Annotated in this window: 15 protein-coding genes and 1 other annotated feature; all 15 genes read right to left on the bottom strand. The window is 51.5% G+C overall.

Annotation, left to right across the window (positions count from 1 at the left end):
* Nucleotides 1-66: 66 nt before the first annotated feature.
* Nucleotides 67-2,142 carry an elongation factor G gene (gene fusA, locus D7Z26_RS25975; protein ID WP_120979951.1) on the bottom strand — a complete coding sequence of 692 codons (2,076 nt, stop codon included), beginning with the start codon at nt 2,140-2,142 and terminating at the stop codon, nt 67-69.
* 45 nt (nt 2,143-2,187) lie between these two features.
* Nucleotides 2,188-2,658: a 30S ribosomal protein S7 gene (rpsG, locus tag D7Z26_RS25970; RefSeq protein WP_120979950.1), complete on the bottom strand. Its 471-nt coding sequence runs from the start codon at nt 2,656-2,658 to the stop codon at nt 2,188-2,190.
* Nucleotides 2,659-2,717: 59 nt separating this feature from the next.
* Nucleotides 2,718-3,140, bottom strand: a complete 423-nt coding sequence (rpsL, locus tag D7Z26_RS25965) for a 30S ribosomal protein S12 (protein ID WP_094050634.1) — start codon at nt 3,138-3,140, stop codon at nt 2,718-2,720.
* A 440-nt stretch (nt 3,141-3,580) separates the two neighbouring features.
* A complete protein-coding gene (gene rpoC, locus D7Z26_RS25960; RefSeq protein ID WP_120979949.1) occupies nt 3,581-7,204 on the bottom strand; it encodes a DNA-directed RNA polymerase subunit beta' in 3,624 nt (1,207 codons plus the stop codon).
* Nucleotides 7,205-7,322: 118 nt separating this feature from the next.
* Nucleotides 7,323-10,868 (bottom strand): DNA-directed RNA polymerase subunit beta, encoded by a 3,546-nt coding sequence (gene rpoB, locus D7Z26_RS25955; RefSeq protein WP_120979948.1) that lies wholly within the window; start codon nt 10,866-10,868, stop codon nt 7,323-7,325.
* A 246-nt stretch (nt 10,869-11,114) separates the two neighbouring features.
* The gene (locus tag D7Z26_RS25950) at nt 11,115-11,726 is read right to left on the bottom strand and encodes a class I SAM-dependent methyltransferase (protein WP_120979947.1); all 612 of its coding nucleotides are present in this window, start codon (nt 11,724-11,726) and stop codon (nt 11,115-11,117) included.
* Between the two features lie 119 nt (nt 11,727-11,845).
* Nucleotides 11,846-12,208: a 50S ribosomal protein L7/L12 gene (rplL, locus tag D7Z26_RS25945; RefSeq protein ID WP_120979946.1), complete on the bottom strand. Its 363-nt coding sequence runs from the start codon at nt 12,206-12,208 to the stop codon at nt 11,846-11,848.
* A gap of 73 nt (nt 12,209-12,281) precedes the next feature.
* Nucleotides 12,282-12,782 (bottom strand): 50S ribosomal protein L10, encoded by a 501-nt coding sequence (rplJ, locus tag D7Z26_RS25940; RefSeq protein WP_120979945.1) that lies wholly within the window; start codon nt 12,780-12,782, stop codon nt 12,282-12,284.
* Nucleotides 12,783-12,834: 52 nt separating this feature from the next.
* Nucleotides 12,835-13,045 (bottom strand) — a sequence feature (ribosomal protein L10 leader region).
* Between the two features lie 80 nt (nt 13,046-13,125).
* Nucleotides 13,126-13,818, bottom strand: coding sequence for a 50S ribosomal protein L1 (gene rplA, locus D7Z26_RS25935; RefSeq protein WP_120979944.1), 693 nt, complete (start codon nt 13,816-13,818; stop codon nt 13,126-13,128).
* A 98-nt stretch (nt 13,819-13,916) separates the two neighbouring features.
* Nucleotides 13,917-14,342 carry a 50S ribosomal protein L11 gene (gene rplK / locus D7Z26_RS25930; RefSeq protein ID WP_120979943.1) on the bottom strand — a complete coding sequence of 142 codons (426 nt, stop codon included), beginning with the start codon at nt 14,340-14,342 and terminating at the stop codon, nt 13,917-13,919.
* An 87-nt stretch (nt 14,343-14,429) separates the two neighbouring features.
* Nucleotides 14,430-14,963 carry a transcription termination/antitermination protein NusG gene (gene nusG, locus D7Z26_RS25925; protein WP_120979942.1) on the bottom strand — a complete coding sequence of 178 codons (534 nt, stop codon included), beginning with the start codon at nt 14,961-14,963 and terminating at the stop codon, nt 14,430-14,432.
* Between the two features lie 25 nt (nt 14,964-14,988).
* Nucleotides 14,989-15,198, bottom strand: coding sequence for a preprotein translocase subunit SecE (gene secE, locus D7Z26_RS25920; protein WP_120979941.1), 210 nt, complete (start codon nt 15,196-15,198; stop codon nt 14,989-14,991).
* Nucleotides 15,199-15,216: 18 nt separating this feature from the next.
* On the bottom strand, nt 15,217-15,366 hold the full coding sequence (gene rpmG / locus D7Z26_RS25915) for a 50S ribosomal protein L33 (protein ID WP_120979940.1): 150 nt from the start codon (nt 15,364-15,366) through the stop codon (nt 15,217-15,219).
* A 447-nt stretch (nt 15,367-15,813) separates the two neighbouring features.
* Entirely contained in the window at nt 15,814-16,464 is a 651-nt protein-coding gene (gene sigH, locus D7Z26_RS25910) for an RNA polymerase sporulation sigma factor SigH (protein WP_120979996.1), read from the bottom strand.
* Between the two features lie 153 nt (nt 16,465-16,617).
* The gene (locus tag D7Z26_RS25905) at nt 16,618-17,151 is read right to left on the bottom strand and encodes an NYN domain-containing protein (RefSeq protein WP_120979995.1); all 534 of its coding nucleotides are present in this window, start codon (nt 17,149-17,151) and stop codon (nt 16,618-16,620) included.
* Between the last annotated feature and the right edge of the window lie 7 nt (nt 17,152-17,158).

The raw sequence follows: 17,158 nt of genomic DNA, 5'->3' as shown, positions 1-17,158 counted from the left end.
AAGGGTTTATTTGGTGACGGGCGCGATTCGCGTTAACGAATCGCTAGCCCGTCCGCTTTCAGTGACTTATGCGCCTTTGTGCTTGGAAATGATCTCTTCGGAGATCGATTTCGGCACTTCTTCGTAGTGAGAGAGTTCCATCGAGAACACTCCGCGGCCTTGCGTACCGGAACGAAGCGTTGTGGAATATCCGAACATCTCTGCCAACGGAACTTTCGCACGAACGATTTGTGCGCCGAAACGCATATCCGATCCTTCGATGCGTCCGCGACGAGAGCTCAGCATCCCCATAACATCGCCGAAATACTCTTCAGGAACCGTAACTTCAACCTTCATGATCGGCTCGAGCAAGCAAGGGCTACATTTGTCCTTAGCTGCTTTAAGCGCCATCGATCCAGCGATTTTGAACGCCATCTCCGAGGAGTCGACGTCATGGTACGAACCGTCTACGATAGTGGCTTTAATATCTACAAGCGGGAAGCCCGCAAGTACGCCGTTTTTCATCGACTCTTCAATACCGGCTTGAACTGGTGCGATAAACTCACGTGGAACTGCACCGCCGACGACTTTGTTCTCGAACAAGAAGCCTTCGCCCGGTTCACGCGGTTCGAACTCGATCCAGCAATGTCCGTATTGACCGCGTCCGCCGGATTGACGAACGAATTTACCTTCGACCTTCGCAGGGACACGGAATGTTTCACGGTAAGCAACTTGCGGCTTACCGACATTCGTTTCCACTTTGAATTCGCGAAGCATACGGTCAACAAGGATTTCCAAGTGAAGCTCGCCCATACCCGCGATGATGGTTTGTCCGGTTTCTTCGTCCGTATGTGCACGGAACGTAGGATCTTCCTCGGACAGCTTCTGCAGAGCGATACCCATTTTGTCTTGGTCGGCTTTCGTTTTTGGCTCAACCGCAAGTTGGATAACCGGCTCTGGGAAGTTCATCGATTCAAGGATTACAGGATGTTTCTCATCGCACAGCGTGTCGCCCGTCGTCGTGTCTTTAAGACCTACGGCAGCAGCGATATCGCCTGCGTGAACTTCGCTGATTTCTTGACGGCTGTTCGCATGCATTTGCAAAATCCGGCCGACGCGTTCGCGTTTGCCTTTCGTTGCGTTTACAACGTAAGAGCCTGCGGCCAGTACGCCGGAGTAAACGCGGAAGAAAGTCAGACGACCAACGTAAGGGTCAGTCATGATTTTGAAAGCAAGTGCCGCAAACGGTTCAGTGTCGGAAGACTCGCGAACCGTTTCCGATCCGTCATCCAGATGTCCTTTAATAGCAGGGACATCAAGCGGGGATGGAAGGTAATCAACAACGGCATCCAACATCGGTTGAACGCCTTTGTTACGATAGGAAGAACCGCATACGACTGGGAAGATTTTCACTTCACAGACGCCTTTACGAAGAGCGGATTTGATTTCAGGGATGGTGAGTTCTTCGCCTTCCAAGAATTTCATCGTCAGTTCTTCGTCAAGCTCGGCAACTTTCTCTACGAGAATTGCGCGCAATTCTTCCACTTGATCCGCATACTCTGCAGGGATTTCAATTTTCTCTGGGTCTTTGCCTTGATCGTCTTTGTATTTGTAAGCAACCCGTTCAATCAGGTCGATCATCCCTACGAAGGTATCTTCGGCGCCCATCGGCAATTGAATAGCTACAGCATTCGCGTTCAAGCGCAACCCCATGTCTTTAACAACATTGAGGTAGTCCGCACCGATAATATCCATCTTATTTACATAAGCGATACGCGGTACGCCGTAACGGTCGGCTTGACGCCATACCGTCTCGGATTGTGGTTCAACGCCTTCTTTGGCGCTAAATACGCCTACAGCCCCATCCAATACGCGAAGGGAGCGCTCGACCTCTACCGTAAAGTCAACGTGACCCGGAGTGTCGATAATATTAATGCGGTTGTTCTTCCATTGAGCGGTCGTAGCAGCGGACGTAATCGTGATTCCGCGCTCTTGTTCTTGTTCCATCCAGTCCATCGTAGCGGCGCCTTCGTGCACTTCGCCGATCTTATGAACGCGTCCGGTGTAGAACAAAATCCGTTCAGTCGTAGTGGTTTTACCCGCATCAATATGCGCCATAATCCCGATATTACGCGTATTTTGCAAGGAGAACTCTCTAGCCATCGTACAGTCTCCCTTCGTTTGTCTTGCTTTAAGCGAATGCGAATCCTACCAACGGTAGTGAGCGAACGCTTTGTTCGCTTCAGCCATTTTGTGCGTATCTTCACGCTTTTTAACGGCTGCGCCTGTGTTGTTGGATGCATCCAGAATTTCAGCTGCTAAACGCTCTTCCATCGTCTTCTCTCCGCGGTTGCGGGAGTAGTTGACGAGCCAGCGAAGTCCTAGGGACGTGCGGCGCTCAGGCTTAACTTCAATTGGAACTTGATAGTTGGCTCCACCTACGCGGCGAGCTTTAACTTCAAGCACCGGCATGATGTTCTTGATTGCTGCTTCAAAGACCTCCATTGGATCTTTACCGGAGCGATCTTTGATCAGGTTAAACGCATCATACAACAGTTGTTGGGCTACGCCCTTCTTGCCGTCGATCATAATGCGGTTAACAAGGCGAGTAACGAGTTTGCTGTTGTACAGCGGATCCGGGAGTACATCCCGTTTCGGAACCGGTCCTTTACGTGGCATCGAAGTTCCTCCTTTCTCAGTTGTGCAAGCGTCAAGCGGCTAGGCCGCTTTCGCTCTTATTAGGATTTTTTGACTTTCGGTCTTTTAGTACCGTATTTGGAACGAGCTTGCTTCCGGTTGTTAACGCCCGCGGTATCCAATGCTCCGCGAACGATATGGTAACGAACCCCTGGCAAGTCTTTAACCCGGCCTCCGCGCACGAGCACAACGCTATGCTCTTGCAAGTTATGGCCGATCCCCCCAATGTAGGCGGTCACCTCAACGCGGTTGGTCAAACGGACCCTCGCGTATTTACGAAGTGCGGAGTTCGGTTTTTTCGGAGTCATCGTACCTACACGAGTGCACACTCCGCGTTTTTGTGGAGCGCTCAAATCCGTTTCAACGCGTTTAAGTGCATTGAAACCTCTTTGAAGAGCAGGCGATTTCGATTTAACGACCTTCGATTGACGGCCTTTACGAACTAGCTGGTTAATTGTTGGCATGCTGCCACCCCCTTCCCCTGAACGGTAAAAAAATAATAGTAAACGACTTAACCGATACTCGTTTGCGAAGCCCACAGATCCAGGTGGTTCATTTTGAGAGACGAGAAAGGGCTCGACCGGTTAGTTCTCACCTGAAAATCGCTTTTCCGTGTTTATAACCGTATCAAACCCAACAATCTTATTCCTCAACGATTTCGGCGGCTGCCGATTCGTGTTAATGTCTCACGCTTTGCCTTGGTTCGCTCCGTATCGATGTACGTCAGAATGACGCACGTCTGGCACACACTAGAACATATTATCACTCGGATAAGAGTGTGTCAAGAAGTTTAACTCTCCTAAAATCAATCTTGTTCGTCTGCGTTTTGACGAAGGATCGCACGAAGCAAAAACGGCGGATACCTATATTGGTATCCGCCGTTCAATTGCCAAGCCTTAATGAATTACTCTACGCCGACCGGCTCGAGTTCAGCCGCTTCGTCCGTCGGTTCGTCAAAAGGCGACACGACGCGAATATTGCGGTAACGCGCCATACCCGTACCCGCCGGGATGAGCTTACCGATAATGACGTTCTCTTTCAAGCCGAGCAATCTGTCGACTTTGCCTTTGATGGCAGCGTCGGTCAGAACGCGCGTCGTCTCTTGGAACGACGCGGCCGAAAGGAACGAATCGGTCTCGAGCGAAGCTTTCGTGATCCCGAGCAATACCGGACGGGCAACCGCAGGTTCTTTGTCCGAGAGGATCGCATCGCGGTTCGCCGCTTCGTATTCGTGAAGATCCACGAACGCGCCCGGCAGAAGAACTGTATCGCCCGGATCGACGATACGGATCTTACGAAGCATTTGCTTGATCATAACTTCGATGTGCTTATCATTGATTTCAACGCCTTGGTTACGATATACGCGTTGTACTTCTTGCAGAATGTAGTTCTGCACCCCGCGAATACCTTTAATCCGCAGCATTTCTTTAGGATCGATAGAACCGTCGGTCAACTCGTCTCCAGCTTCGACTTGTTGTCCTTGGACTACGCGAATACGCGAACCGTAGCTGACCGGGTAGATTTTGGATTCCGCCCCGCCCTGCAATTCGATCTCGCGACGATCTTTCGTTTCGCGAATTTCTTTAACGACGCCGTCAAGCTCGGAGATGATCGCTTGACCTTTCGGATTACGAGCTTCGAAGAGCTCTTGAATCCGCGGCAAACCTTGCGTGATATCGTCTCCGGCAACGCCCCCGGTATGGAACGTACGCATCGTGAGCTGCGTTCCCGGTTCCCCGATGGATTGCGCGGCGATAATACCGACCGCTTCCCCGATTTCGACTTTCTTGCCCGTTGCCAGGTTGCGCCCGTAGCAGAGCTTACATACGCCATGACGGGCGCGGCAGCTAAGCACCGAACGAATCTGTACGCTCTTGATATCCACGCGGACGATTTCTTCCGCTTTAGGCGTATCGATGAGCTCGTTGCGGTTAACGATAATTTCGTTGTTCTCCGGATTGCGGATCGTCGCGAATGCATAACGACCTTCGATACGGTCGAACAAGTCCTCGATAACTTCTTTACCGTCCTCGATACGGGATACGGTAATGCCTTTGTCCGTTCCGCAATCGTCTTCGCGAACGATGACGTCTTGCGCTACGTCTACCAGACGACGGGTCAAGTAACCCGAATCGGCAGTCCGCAGGGCCGTATCGGCAAGACCTTTCCGCGCTCCGTGAGTGGAGATGAAGTACTCCAATACGGTAAGTCCTTCGCGGAAGTTCGACTTGATCGGCAATTCGATGATGCGTCCCGACGGGTTGGCCATCAGACCCCGCATACCGCCCAATTGGGTGATTTGCGATTTGTTACCCCGCGCTTTGGAATCTACCATCAACATGATGTTGTTGTAGCGATCCATGGATTTCATCAGAATGTCCGTGATCTCGTCTTTCGTCTTGCTCCAGATCTCGATAACGCGGTCGCGACGCTCTTCGTTCGTGATCAGACCGCGACGGTATTGCGTAGCGACGACGGAAACGCGTTCTTCGGACTTCTTGAGAATTTCTACTTTCTCTTGAGGTACGATTACGTCCGATACGCCGATCGTGATACCCGCGCGAGTCGAATACGTGAAACCGAGTTGCTTGATGTTGTCCAAAATAACGGAAGTCTTCGTCGTATGGTAAATACGGAAGCACTCGCCGATGATGTTACCCAAGTACTCTTTACCGACAGCCGCAGGAATCGCGGGATCTTCAATGAACTTGCTGATGTCCGCGCCTTTGTCGTAGATAAAGTATTTGTCCGGCGTTCCTTTAACCAAGTTCGCTTTGGTCGCTTCGTTGATGTACGGGAACGAATCCGGGAATATTTCGTTGAAGATGATTTTACCGATCGTCGTAACGATCAGCGCTTCTTGTTGCTCAGGCGTGAAAGTTTTCTTCTTGAGCTCGCGCACAGGAATGACTACGCGGGCATGCAAGGAGATTCCCGTCGTTCCGCGTTGGTACGCGGAAATCGCTTCGTTCACGTCGGCGAAACGGATACCCGTTCCGTAAGACTGATTGTTGTCCATTGTCAGGTAGTAACAACCAAGAACCATATCCTGGGATGGAGTGACGACCGGTTTGCCGTCTTTCGGGTTCAAGATGTTACCGGCTGCCAGCATGAGCAAACGGGCTTCCGCTTGCGCTTCCGCGGACAACGGAACGTGGACGGCCATTTGGTCACCGTCGAAGTCGGCGTTGTAAGCCGTACATACGAGAGGGTGAAGCTTGATCGCGCGTCCTTCGACGAGGATCGGTTCGAACGCTTGGATACCGAGTCTGTGAAGCGTAGGCGCACGGTTGAGAAGCACCGGATGTTCCTTGATGACTTCTTCCAGCACGTCCCATACTTCCGGACTGACGCGTTCTACTTTGCGTTTCGCGCTCTTAATGTTGTGAGCCAGACCTTTCAGTACAAGCTCTTTCATTACGAACGGTTTGAACAACTCGAGCGCCATCTCTTTCGGCAATCCGCATTGATACATCCTTAGGCTAGGCCCTACGACGATTACGGAACGTCCGGAGTAGTCAACGCGCTTACCGAGCAAGTTCTGACGGAAACGTCCTTGTTTCCCTTTCAGCATGTGGCTGAGGGATTTCAGTGGACGGTTACCCGGACCCGTTACCGGACGGCCGCGACGGCCGTTATCGATCAACGCGTCGACGGCTTCTTGCAGCATGCGCTTCTCGTTCTGCACGATGATGTCGGGAGCCCCGAGATCAAGGAGACGTTTCAACCGGTTGTTCCGGTTAATTACGCGACGGTACAGGTCGTTCAAGTCGCTTGTCGCGAACCGGCCGCCATCCAATTGAACCATCGGACGCAATTCCGGAGGAATGACCGGCAGTACGTCGAGAATCATCCAGTCCGGCAAGTTGCCGGAGTTACGGAAAGATTCAACGACTTCCAAGCGTTTGATCGCGCGGTTACGACGTTGGCCTTGAGCCGTGCGAAGATCTTCCTTGAGCATCTCGAGCTCGCGGTCGAGATCGATGTCTTGCAACAAACGTTTAACGGCTTCCGCGCCCATTCCGGCATGGAAAGCATAGCCGTATTTATCGCGGTAGCTGCGATATTCCTTCTCCGAGAGCAATTGTTTCTTCTCGAGAGGCGTATCGCCCGGATCCGTAACTACGTAAGAAGCGAAATAGATGATCTCTTCCAAAGAACGCGGGGACATATCGAGCGCAAGCCCCATGCGGCTAGGAATTCCTTTGAAGTACCAGATATGGGAAACGGGAGCGGCTAGCTCGATGTGACCCATACGCTCGCGGCGAACTTTCGCGCGAGTGACTTCGACGCCGCAGCGATCGCAGACAACGCCTTTATAACGTACTCTTTTGTATTTTCCGCAATGGCATTCCCAGTCCTTGGTCGGTCCGAAAATCTTCTCGCAGAACAAACCTTCTTTTTCCGGCTTCAATGTCCGGTAGTTTATCGTTTCCGGCTTCTTGACTTCGCCTCTGGACCAAGACCGGATTTTATCCGGTGAAGCCAAGCCGATTTTCATGAACTCAAAGTTATTGACGTCTAACAAGGAGCAAGCCCTCCTTCATCGTTGCTAAGATTTCGGATCTTAACGACGGCCCCGAAGGCCCGGCGTATGACGTGGCGACCGACGGACGCGACGCTATTCCAGCGCGCGTCCTCCGTCACTATTCGACACCGACTTCAGAACCCTCGAGATTAAGATTCAGCTTATCTCCAGCGGCATCGTCTTCGTCGTCCATCTCTTTCATTTCGATCTCCTGCTCGTCGCCGGACAAGATCTTAACGTCCATGCCTAAGCTTTGGAGCTCTTTGATCAATACTTTGAACGACTCCGGAACGCCCGGTTCAGGCACGTTCTCGCCTTTGACGATCGATTCGTACGTTTTGACACGGCCGACGACGTCATCGGATTTGACGGTCAGGATTTCTTGCAACGTATAAGCGGCTCCATATGCCTCGAGCGCCCATACCTCCATCTCCCCGAACCGTTGTCCCCCGAATTGCGCTTTACCGCCGAGAGGTTGTTGGGTAACGAGCGAGTACGGCCCCGTAGAACGAGCATGGATTTTGTCGTCGACCATGTGCGCGAGTTTGATCATGTACATGACGCCGACGGTTACTTCGCGTTCGAACAGCTCGCCCGAACGACCGTCGCGCAGACGCCATTTACCGTTACGCTGCATGCCGGCTTCTTCCATCGTGTCGAACACGTCGTGCTCGGTCGCGCCGTCGAATACCGGAGTGGCCGCATGAATTCCCAAAAGCTTGCACGCCATTCCCAAGTGAACTTCCAGCACTTGACCGATGTTCATCCGGGAAGGTACCCCCAGCGGGTTAAGAACGACTTGTACAGGCGTTCCGTCCGGCAGGAACGGCATATCTTCTTCCGGCAAAATCCGTGCGATAACCCCTTTGTTACCATGGCGTCCGGCCATTTTATCGCCTTCGGAAATTTTCCGTTTCTGAGCGATATAAGCGCGAACCAATTGATTAACGCCAGGAGGAAGCTCGTCGCCGTTCTCCCGCGTGAATACTTTAACGTCAACGACGATTCCGTCCGTACCATGCGGTACGCGCAAGGAAGTGTCGCGAACTTCGCGCGCCTTCTCTCCGAAGATCGCGTGCAGCAGGCGCTCTTCGGCCGTAAGCTCCGTCACGCCCTTAGGAGTAACTTTACCTACCAGGATGTCTCCGGCGCTGATCTCGGCGCCCACGCGGATGATTCCGCGCTCGTCGAGGTTGCGGAGAGCGTCTTCGCCGACGTTCGGAATGTCGCGCGTGATTTCTTCAGGTCCAAGCTTCGTATCGCGAGCTTCGGATTCGTATTCCTCGATGTGAATCGAAGTATAGACATCCTCGCGGACGAGCTTCTCGGACAGCAGGATCGCATCCTCATAGTTGTAACCTTCCCAAGTCATGAAGGCAACGACGACGTTACGGCCGAGCGCCAATTCGCCCGTTTCCGTGGATGGACCGTCCGCCATGATATCACCCTTCTTGATGATATCCCCGCGACGAACGAGCGGACGTTGGTTGATGCAAGTCCCTTGGTTGGAACGCATGAATTTCTGAAGCTTATATTTTACGATGTCGCCTTTGACTTCCTTGCCTTCGATCATCTCGACCCGGCGCAATTGGATTTCATTGGCGGAAACACGTTCGATATAACCGTCATATTTGGATACAATACATACCCCGGAGTCCTTAGCGGACTTGTGCTCCATGCCGGTACCTACGAAAGGCGCTTCCGGAATGAGCAAAGGTACGGCTTGACGTTGCATGTTGGATCCCATGAGCGCGCGGTTGGAGTCATCGTTCTCGAGGAACGGGATCATCGCCGTGGCGACGGACACAACCTGCTTAGGAGAAACGTCCATGTAATCAACGCGATCGCTCGGCATCGTAAGAATGTTATCCGTTTGCTTGTTATAGCGAACGATAATGTTCTCTTCGGCGAACGATTTGTCCGGATTCAGCTTCGCGTTCGCTTGCGCGATGATGTAGTTATCTTCTTCATCGGCAGTCATGTAGACGATATCGTCCGTAACGCGATTGTTATTCGGATCTACTTTCCGGTACGGAGCTTCGATGAAGCCATACTCGTTAATCCGGGCGAAGGAAGACAAGGAGTTGATCAGACCGATGTTCGGTCCCTCCGGCGTCTCGATCGGACACATCCGGCCATAGTGGGAGTGATGGACGTCACGAACTTCGAAGCCCGCGCGTTCGCGCGTCAGACCGCCAGGTCCGAGCGCGGATAGACGGCGCTTGTGAGTAAGCTCGGCAAGCGGATTCGTCTGATCCATGAACTGGGACAACTGCGAAGATCCGAAGAACTCCTTGATCGCGGCGATAACCGGACGAATGTTAATCAACGCTTGAGGCGTGATCGCGTTCTGGTCCTGGATCGACATCCGTTCGCGTACGACTCTCTCCATACGGGACAAGCCGATACGGAATTGGTTTTGCAACAATTCGCCAACGGAACGCAGACGACGGTTACCCAAGTGATCGATATCGTCCGTGTTGCCGACGGATTGCAGCAAGTTCATGAAGTAGTTGATCGACGAGATGATATCCGCAGGCGTAATGTTCTTCACCGATTTGTCGATGATGCCGTTGGAAATGACTTTTACGACTCTACCGTCTTCGATCGGCGAGAAAATGCTAACCGACTGCAAAGGAATGTCCTCGGATTCGTAAACGGCTCCGGTTACGCGGTAGTTTTTGAAGCCCACGTTCGACTCGAGCGCTGGCAGGATTTGATCCAGCAATCTGCGATCGATCATCTGACCGGCTTCGGCGATAATCTCGCCTGTGGAAGGGTCCACAAGCGTCTCCGCCAAACGTTGGTTGAACAACCGGTTCTTGATATGCAGCTTCTTATTGACTTTGTAACGTCCAACGTTCGCAAGATCGTAACGCTTCGGATCGAAGAACCGAGCGATCAGCAAGCTGCGAGCGTTCTCTAGAGTAGGCGGTTCGCCCGGACGAAGGCGCTCGTAGATCTCGATCAGCGCTTTCTCCGTAGAGTCCGTATTGTCCTTCTCCAGCGTGTTGCGAATGTAATCGTCCTGTCCGAGCAAATCGAGAATCTCGGCATCGGTTCCGAAGCCCAAAGCGCGAAGAAGCACCGTTACGGGGATCTTACGCGTCCGGTCAATCCGCACGTATATGATATCTTTAGCATCCGTCTCAAGCTCAAGCCAAGCTCCACGATTCGGAATGACAGTTGCCGTGTAATTTTTCTTGCCGTTCTTATCTACCTTCGTACTGAAGTAGACGCTTGGGGAGCGAACCAATTGGCTGACGATTACGCGTTCCGCACCATTGATAATGAAAGTACCCGTTTCGGTCATGAGCGGGAAATCGCCCATGAATACTTCCTGCTCTTTAACCTCGCCCGTTTCCTTGTTGAGCAATCGAACCTTAACGCGAAGCGGAGCTGCGTAAGTTACGTCGCGCTCTTTGGATTCGTCCACCGAATATTTCGGTTCGCCGAGGCTATAATCGATAAACTCCAACACGAGATTTCCGGTGAAATCCGAGATTGGCGAAATGTCCTGAAAAATTTCCCGCAAACCCTCGTCCAAAAATTTCTGGTACGATTGCTGCTGGATCTCGATCAGGTTCGGTACTTCCAACACTTCATTAATGCGGGCGTAGCTGCGCCGCGAACGGCGGCCATACTGAACAAGATGTCCTGCCAACTTAACCTCACCCCTTAAGTCTGCTTCAACACATAAATAAAGAAAAGCCCTTATGCGCCGGTTGGCGGCACAATGGCAACTCATCCCTGCCTTTACCCCAAAACAAACCCATTATACGCCATCTGAAGAGAATTTATTCCTGGGAAAAGACCGGGCTTACAGCATTATTGTGTTGAAGACAATTAGCCCATCCTAATACTGACATTTTTTAATAATACCACAGCCAAAATGTCAAGTCAAATTATTTTAATTTTGACGATTCGTGCATCGGAAAATCCGATAGCCCTTATCCTTGCCGACTTCTACGACCGCTTCATCGCCGTAAATTTCTTCGAGCTTAGCTCTCGCCGATGGAGCGCCTTGCTTTTTCTGAATGACGATCCATATCGTACCGCCTGGCCGAAGATGCTTCCGCGATTCCTCGAACAATTGGTGGACGACGGCTTTGCCCGCTCGAATCGGAGGGTTAGAGAGAATCACGTCGAACGTCTCTGTGCCTACCGCTGAGAATAGATCGCTTGGCGCGAAGTTTACGTTATCAACGCCGTTCGCCTGCGCGTTATGTCTAGCCAATTCAACCGCGCGTTCGTTGATATCGATTAGCGTAACATGTCCTTGCGGCGCAAGGCGGGCAGCAATCAAGCCGATCGGGCCGTACCCGCAACCGATATCCAGCACTTTGGCGTCGTGCGGGATTTCCATATGCTCGATAAGCACCCGACTGCCATAGTCCACCCCGTCCCGCGAAAACACGCCGGCATCGGATGTCAATCGGAGTTTAATTCCGCGAAGCACCGTTTCGAATACTTGCCTGTCGCTAGCCGACTTCGGTTTATTCGAGTAATAATGATCGTTCACCCAAGCTCCTCCAACATTACGGCATACAAAGAACGTCTTCGCCTTCTCTAAGCATAATCAAATTTTTACATGAACAAACCCCTCGAAGAAAATCTTCAAGGGGTTTGATGATCTGCTTCTTACTTAACTTCTACTTTAGCGCCAGCTTCTTCAAGCTTAGCTTTAACTGCGTCTGCTTCTTCTTTAGCTACTTTTTCTTTAACAGCTTTTGGAGCGTTGTCTACGAGGTCTTTTGCTTCTTTCAAGCCAAGGCCCGTGATTTCGCGAACAGCTTTGATTACGTTGATTTTGGATGCGCCAGCATCAACAAGAACAACGTCGAATTCGGATTGCTCTTCAACTTCAGCAACCGCAACTGCGCCGCCAGCAGCAACTGGAGCTGCAGCCGTTACGCCGAATTCTTCTTCGATTGCTTTAACCAGGTCGTTCAATTCAAGAACTGTCATCACTTTAATGGCTTCTAAGATTTGCTCTTTGCTCATTTGAGTACCCTCCATAATTTAAGATCAACTGATCTTCTTATTGTGATAATCGACCGCTGTACGCCCGATCTTCTTACGCGCTTGCTTCGTTCTTCTCGGACACCGCTTTGACAGCGAGTGCGAAGTTGCGAACCGGAGCTTGCAGAACGCTAAGCAACATGGACAACAAACCTTCGCGGGAAGGCAGGTCAGCAAGTGCTTTAACTTGCGCAGCGTCTACGAAACGCCCTTCAACGATACCGCCTTTTACTTTCAAAGCATCGTTTTTCTTCGCGAAATCGCTAAGGATTTTCGCTGGAGCAACGACGTCTTTACCGAAAGCTACTGCAGTTGGACCAGTCAGAACGGAATCCAGCTCGTTCAACTCGGCACTTGCGGCAGCACGGCTCACCAAGGAGTTTTTCAACACTTGGAATTCAACGCCGGCTTCACGCAATTGTTTGCGAAGCAAAGTCACTTGCGCCACGTTCAGGCCGCGGTAATCCGCAACAACCGTACAGTTGCTCTCGCGCAGTTTCGCCGCGATCACTTCTACTTCTTGTTGTTTACCTTCGATGATTTTTGCATTTGCCATTGTGTACACCTCCTAAGTCTTGGCATTACCGTATGTTCAGCCCGCGGTTCCCGGAGGCATAAGAAATGCCCCCGCAGACATCGCGGAGGCATGACGTGATCTTGCTCATAGCATCAAAATGCAAGCATTTCGAACTAGAGAAAAACTCTATCCACACACCTCGGTAGGAAATTAAGCTCAACGACGGCCTCAGTGCCGGCATTTGCCGACAAATCGCGCTCGCGTCTTGCACCTACGGTCTACGGTATCCATATTCGTTTATCAGCTTCATCAGCTTACCATTAAGGCATTCCGATGTCAAAGACAGTTTTTACCGTCCGCTCAGTCCGAGGATCTGAATGGATTAGCGATATACCGAAGCATTTACGCGAGCGCCTGGTCCCATCGTCGAAGAAATCGAGATGTTTTTCAGGTAAACGCCTTTGGAAGATGCAGGTTTCGCGCGGCTCAACGCGTCGATCAGAGCTTTCAAGTTCTCGTCGAGCTTCGCAGCGTCGAAAGAAACTTTACCGATCGGAGCGTGAATTTGTCCGGCTTTGTCCAGACGGTATTCGATTTTACCGGCTTTGATCTCGTTGATGGCTTTCGTAACGTCATTCGTTACCGTACCAGCTTTAGGGTTAGGCATCAAACCTTTACCCCCGAGAATACGACCGAGTTTACCTACTTCGCTCATCATGTCCGGAGTCGCGACGCAGACGTCGAACTCGAACCATCCTTGTTGGATTTTAGCGATGAGGTCAGCATCCCCTACGTAATCCGCGCCGGCTGCTTCAGCTTCTTTCAGCTTATCGCCCTTCGCGAATACGAGGACGCGTTGCGTTTTGCCGGTGCCGTGTGGCAGGACGACTACGCCGCGCACTGCTTGATCTTGTTTCCTCGGATCTACGCCGAGGCGGACAGCTGCTTCGACGGTTTCGTCGAATTTGGCCGTTGCCGCTTTCTTCACGAGTTCGATAGCTTCCAACGATTCGTAGGTAGCATCGCGATCGATCAGCTTAACGGATTCTGCATATTTCTTACCGTGTTTAGCCAAGTTGTTCTCCTCCTTTTGTGGTTTTAACGGAAGTTTCCTCCCACAAGCGGTTCATATAAGAACCGCGGTACGCAAGCGCCCCGAAGGGCAGCAGGCGATTAGTCCTCGATAACGACGCCCATGCTGCGAGCCGTTCCTTCGACCATACGCATAGCCGCTTCAACGGAAGCCGCGTTAAGATCTTGCATTTTTTGCTCTGCGATATCGCGAACTTTCGCGCGTTTCACAGTAGCGACTTTCTTTTTGTTCGGTTCGCCGGATCCTTTAGGAATTCCAGCAGCTACGCGAAGCAATACCGCAGCAGGCGGAGTCTTCGTCTCGAACGTAAAGGAGCGATCCTCGTATACGGAAATAACAACCGGAATAATCAATCCCACTTGATCCGCCGTGCGAGCATTGAACTCTTTACAGAAAGCCATGATGTTTACGCCAGCTTGACCAAGTGCAGGACCGATCGGCGGCGCAGGGTTAGCTTTACCCGCGTTTACTTGAAGCTTCACCAATTTGATAACCTTTTTTGCCATGTTGCACACCTCCCTGACCCGTAATGCGGTTTAACGGAACTCCCGTTCCTCCCGCTCTTTCAAGAAACCCAGAACCCGTAAGGATTCTTATATCTTTTCCACTTGAGTGAAATCCAACTCAACCGGGGTTTCCCTGCCAAACATGTTGACGTGCACCTTAAGCTTGCTCTTGTCGGCGAGAATTTCTTCTACGGAACCGACGAAGTTCGCGAAAGGACCCACCTTGACTCGAACGTTCTCTTTGAGTTCGAAATCGATAACCGGCTTCGGCTCGTCCATGCCCATATGACGCAGAATTCCTTCTACTTCATCAGGCAGAAGCGCCGTCGGCTTCGATCCAGAACCGGTAGAGCCTACAAACCCGGTTACTCCCGGAGTATTGCGGACCACATACCAGGAATCGTCCGTTTGGACCATCTCCACTAGAACGTAACCCGGATACACTTTACGCATAACCGTCTTTTTCTTACCGTCCTTGTTGACGATCTCTTCTTCCATCGGAACAAGAACGCGGAAGATTTTGTCCTGCATACCCATAGATTCCACGCGTTTCTCCAAGTTCGCCTTGACCTTGTTCTCGTAACCGGAGTACGTGTGCACTACATACCATCTTTTCTCCATGGAAAAGCCACCTTTGGTTCCTACGTCAGATGATAAGACCGACGAGGGATGAAATGCCGATGTCCAAACCCCAGAAGTAGATCGTTACCAGCAGGATTGTCACAATAACGATGACCGTGTAGCTGACGAGCTCTTTCCGGTTGGGCCAGCGGACTTTCTTTAATTCGCTCCAGCTGTCGCCGAAAAACGAAAAAAATGACCCAAAGCTTTGTTTCATTTTGGCCAGGAAAGTCACGTTGTTACCTCCTAGGAGTTAGCGCGTTTCGCGGTGAGGAGTGTGTTCATTGCAAAATCTGCAGAACTTCTTCAACTCGATGCGATCGGCGTGCGTCCGTTTGTTCTTGCTCGACGTGTAATTCCGATGCTTGCAGTTCGTACAAGCTAGAGTGATAATCACCCGCATCCCTTCCACCTCCCGGGATCATAACTTCATAAAAATACAACCATTCAGCGGAAACCTCAGCTTGGCGAACCAAGGCCGAGTGAGAACCCCGTCCGATGACGAATCATCAAGACAACAATTCCTGGTGTTTCGCCGATGATTCGGAGCCAGCGCATAAGAAACCACGTTAAGGTTACTAAAATAATTTATCACAGGGGCAAATCGATGTCAACGAAAAGTGTCTTTAGCCTACTATTGGCAAACGGACAAATAGGGTGTAAGACCGCGCCCGTCCCTCATCCATCGTACCATTCTTCCTTTTTTTTGCGGTTCTTAACCGTCAAAGGGGCAGTTATTTGCCAAATCTATTACCTATAACCCTTCCTAAGCAAATAAAAAAGCAGCTCAAGCTAGCGGCTGCCGTTCGTTTTATCGTATGAGTGCCGGAAACCCTATCCCCAGCGGCGATTAGAGGCCGAGGTCGCGAATCTCGAGATATCTCTCCAGCTTGCGCTTCACCCGTTGGAGTGCATTATCGATCGACTTCACGTGCCTGTCGAGGTCGACTGCGATCTCTTGATAGGAGCGTCCATCCAGATATAGCATAAGAACTTTACGTTCCAGGTCGCTCAAGATTTCGGACATCTTATCTTCAAGACCGTAGAACTCTTCTTGGTTGATGATCATTTCCTCGGGGTCGCATACTCGGGAACCGCAAATGACGTCGAGCAGCGTCCGATCGGAATCTTCATCGTAAATCGGCTTGTCCAATGAAACGTAGGAATTAAGGGGAATATGCTTCTGACGGGTGGCGGTCTTGATCGCGGTAATGATCTGACGGGTGATGCACAGCTCGGCGAACGCTTTGAACGAGGCCAGCTTATCGCCTTTGAAATCGCGAATCGCCTTGTATAGCCCGATCATGCCTTCCTGCACGATATCTTCCCGCTCCGCGCCGATCAGAAAGTAAGAGCGCGCTTTCGCCCGCACGAAATTACGATATTTATGAATGAGAAACTCCAAAGCTTCGCTGTCGCCAATGCGAACGAATTCAACGATGTCCTCGTCGGCCTTGAAGTCGTACTCACGTGTTGCCAGTCTCTCCAAGTCGACACTCACGAACATCCCTCCGGTCTGCATGGGCGTACTGGAACCTTTAACTCTAACAAACTATTATCAATATACTTGATCTAGCGCGTAGCGTCAATGTTTTTGCCGTTTCGAGGGGTTCGCCCCCGGTGGTAAAATTGTCAATAAAAGCCACGTTTCGCTTCAATTTTCTCCCAGCCCCCTTCTCATCCTCTCCAATCGGCGCTGCACGTCATCGGGCAAAGCGCCGCCGAGCGGATTTTTTTTCAGGCTGGTTTCATTAGTAATTACCGTCTGGATGTCGGAGCGGCTTTGCTTTACCTCTAACCTCAGCTCTCGTGCCGAGACTCGAAGCGCCCCCTTGCCGAAGGCGACATTCTGCTCCACCAGATCCGAGGTCGCCACGTAAATATTACGCCGCACGGACGTCCATTCGCCGACCAGTCGCTCGATGCACTCGTCGGCGGTTTCGCGTTCGCGGGTGTATACGACCTTCATTTTCTTCTTGTGCCGATACTCCGCGCCCGTACCCGGTACGCGGAAGGCGTCGAAAACGACGATGAGTACCAGCCCCGCATAGCTCTGGTAATCGGAAAGCATGTCCAATAGCGCGTCCCTGGCGTCTTCCAGCTTCTCGTTCTTCAGCGCGGCCAGCTCTGACCACGCCCCGATCATGTTGTAGCCGTCGACTAGCAAGACGTCTTCGCGCTGGAACATGCCTTTC

The organism is Cohnella endophytica (genome assembly GCF_003628305.1).
Lineage (GTDB): Bacteria > Bacillota > Bacilli > Paenibacillales > Paenibacillaceae > Cohnella > Cohnella endophytica.
Note: the sequence above shows the minus strand (reverse complement) of the source record. Positions and strands in the feature narration are given on the sequence as shown.

What these genes read in the sequence shown, in the direction of transcription:
- fusA (WP_120979951.1), bottom strand. Translation starts at nt 2,142, where the DNA reads ATGGCTAGAGAGTTCTCCTTGCAAAATACGCGTAATATCGGGATTATG.
- rpsG (WP_120979950.1), bottom strand. Translation starts at nt 2,658, where the DNA reads ATGCCACGTAAAGGACCGGTTCCGAAACGGGATGTACTCCCGGATCCG.
- rpsL (WP_094050634.1), bottom strand. Translation starts at nt 3,140, where the DNA reads ATGCCAACAATTAACCAGCTAGTTCGTAAAGGCCGTCAATCGAAGGTC.
- rplL (WP_120979946.1), bottom strand. Translation starts at nt 12,208, where the DNA reads ATGAGCAAAGAGCAAATCTTAGAAGCCATTAAAGTGATGACAGTTCTT.
- rplJ (WP_120979945.1), bottom strand. Translation starts at nt 12,782, where the DNA reads ATGGCAAATGCAAAAATCATCGAAGGTAAACAACAAGAAGTAGAAGTG.
- rplK (WP_120979943.1), bottom strand. Translation starts at nt 14,342, where the DNA reads ATGGCAAAAAAGGTTATCAAATTGGTGAAGCTTCAAGTAAACGCGGGT.
- nusG (WP_120979942.1), bottom strand. Translation starts at nt 14,963, where the DNA reads ATGGAGAAAAGATGGTATGTAGTGCACACGTACTCCGGTTACGAGAAC.
- rpmG (WP_120979940.1), bottom strand. Translation starts at nt 15,366, where the DNA reads ATGCGGGTGATTATCACTCTAGCTTGTACGAACTGCAAGCATCGGAAT.
- D7Z26_RS25905 (WP_120979995.1), bottom strand. Translation starts at nt 17,151, where the DNA reads ATGTTCCAGCGCGAAGACGTCTTGCTAGTCGACGGCTACAACATGATC.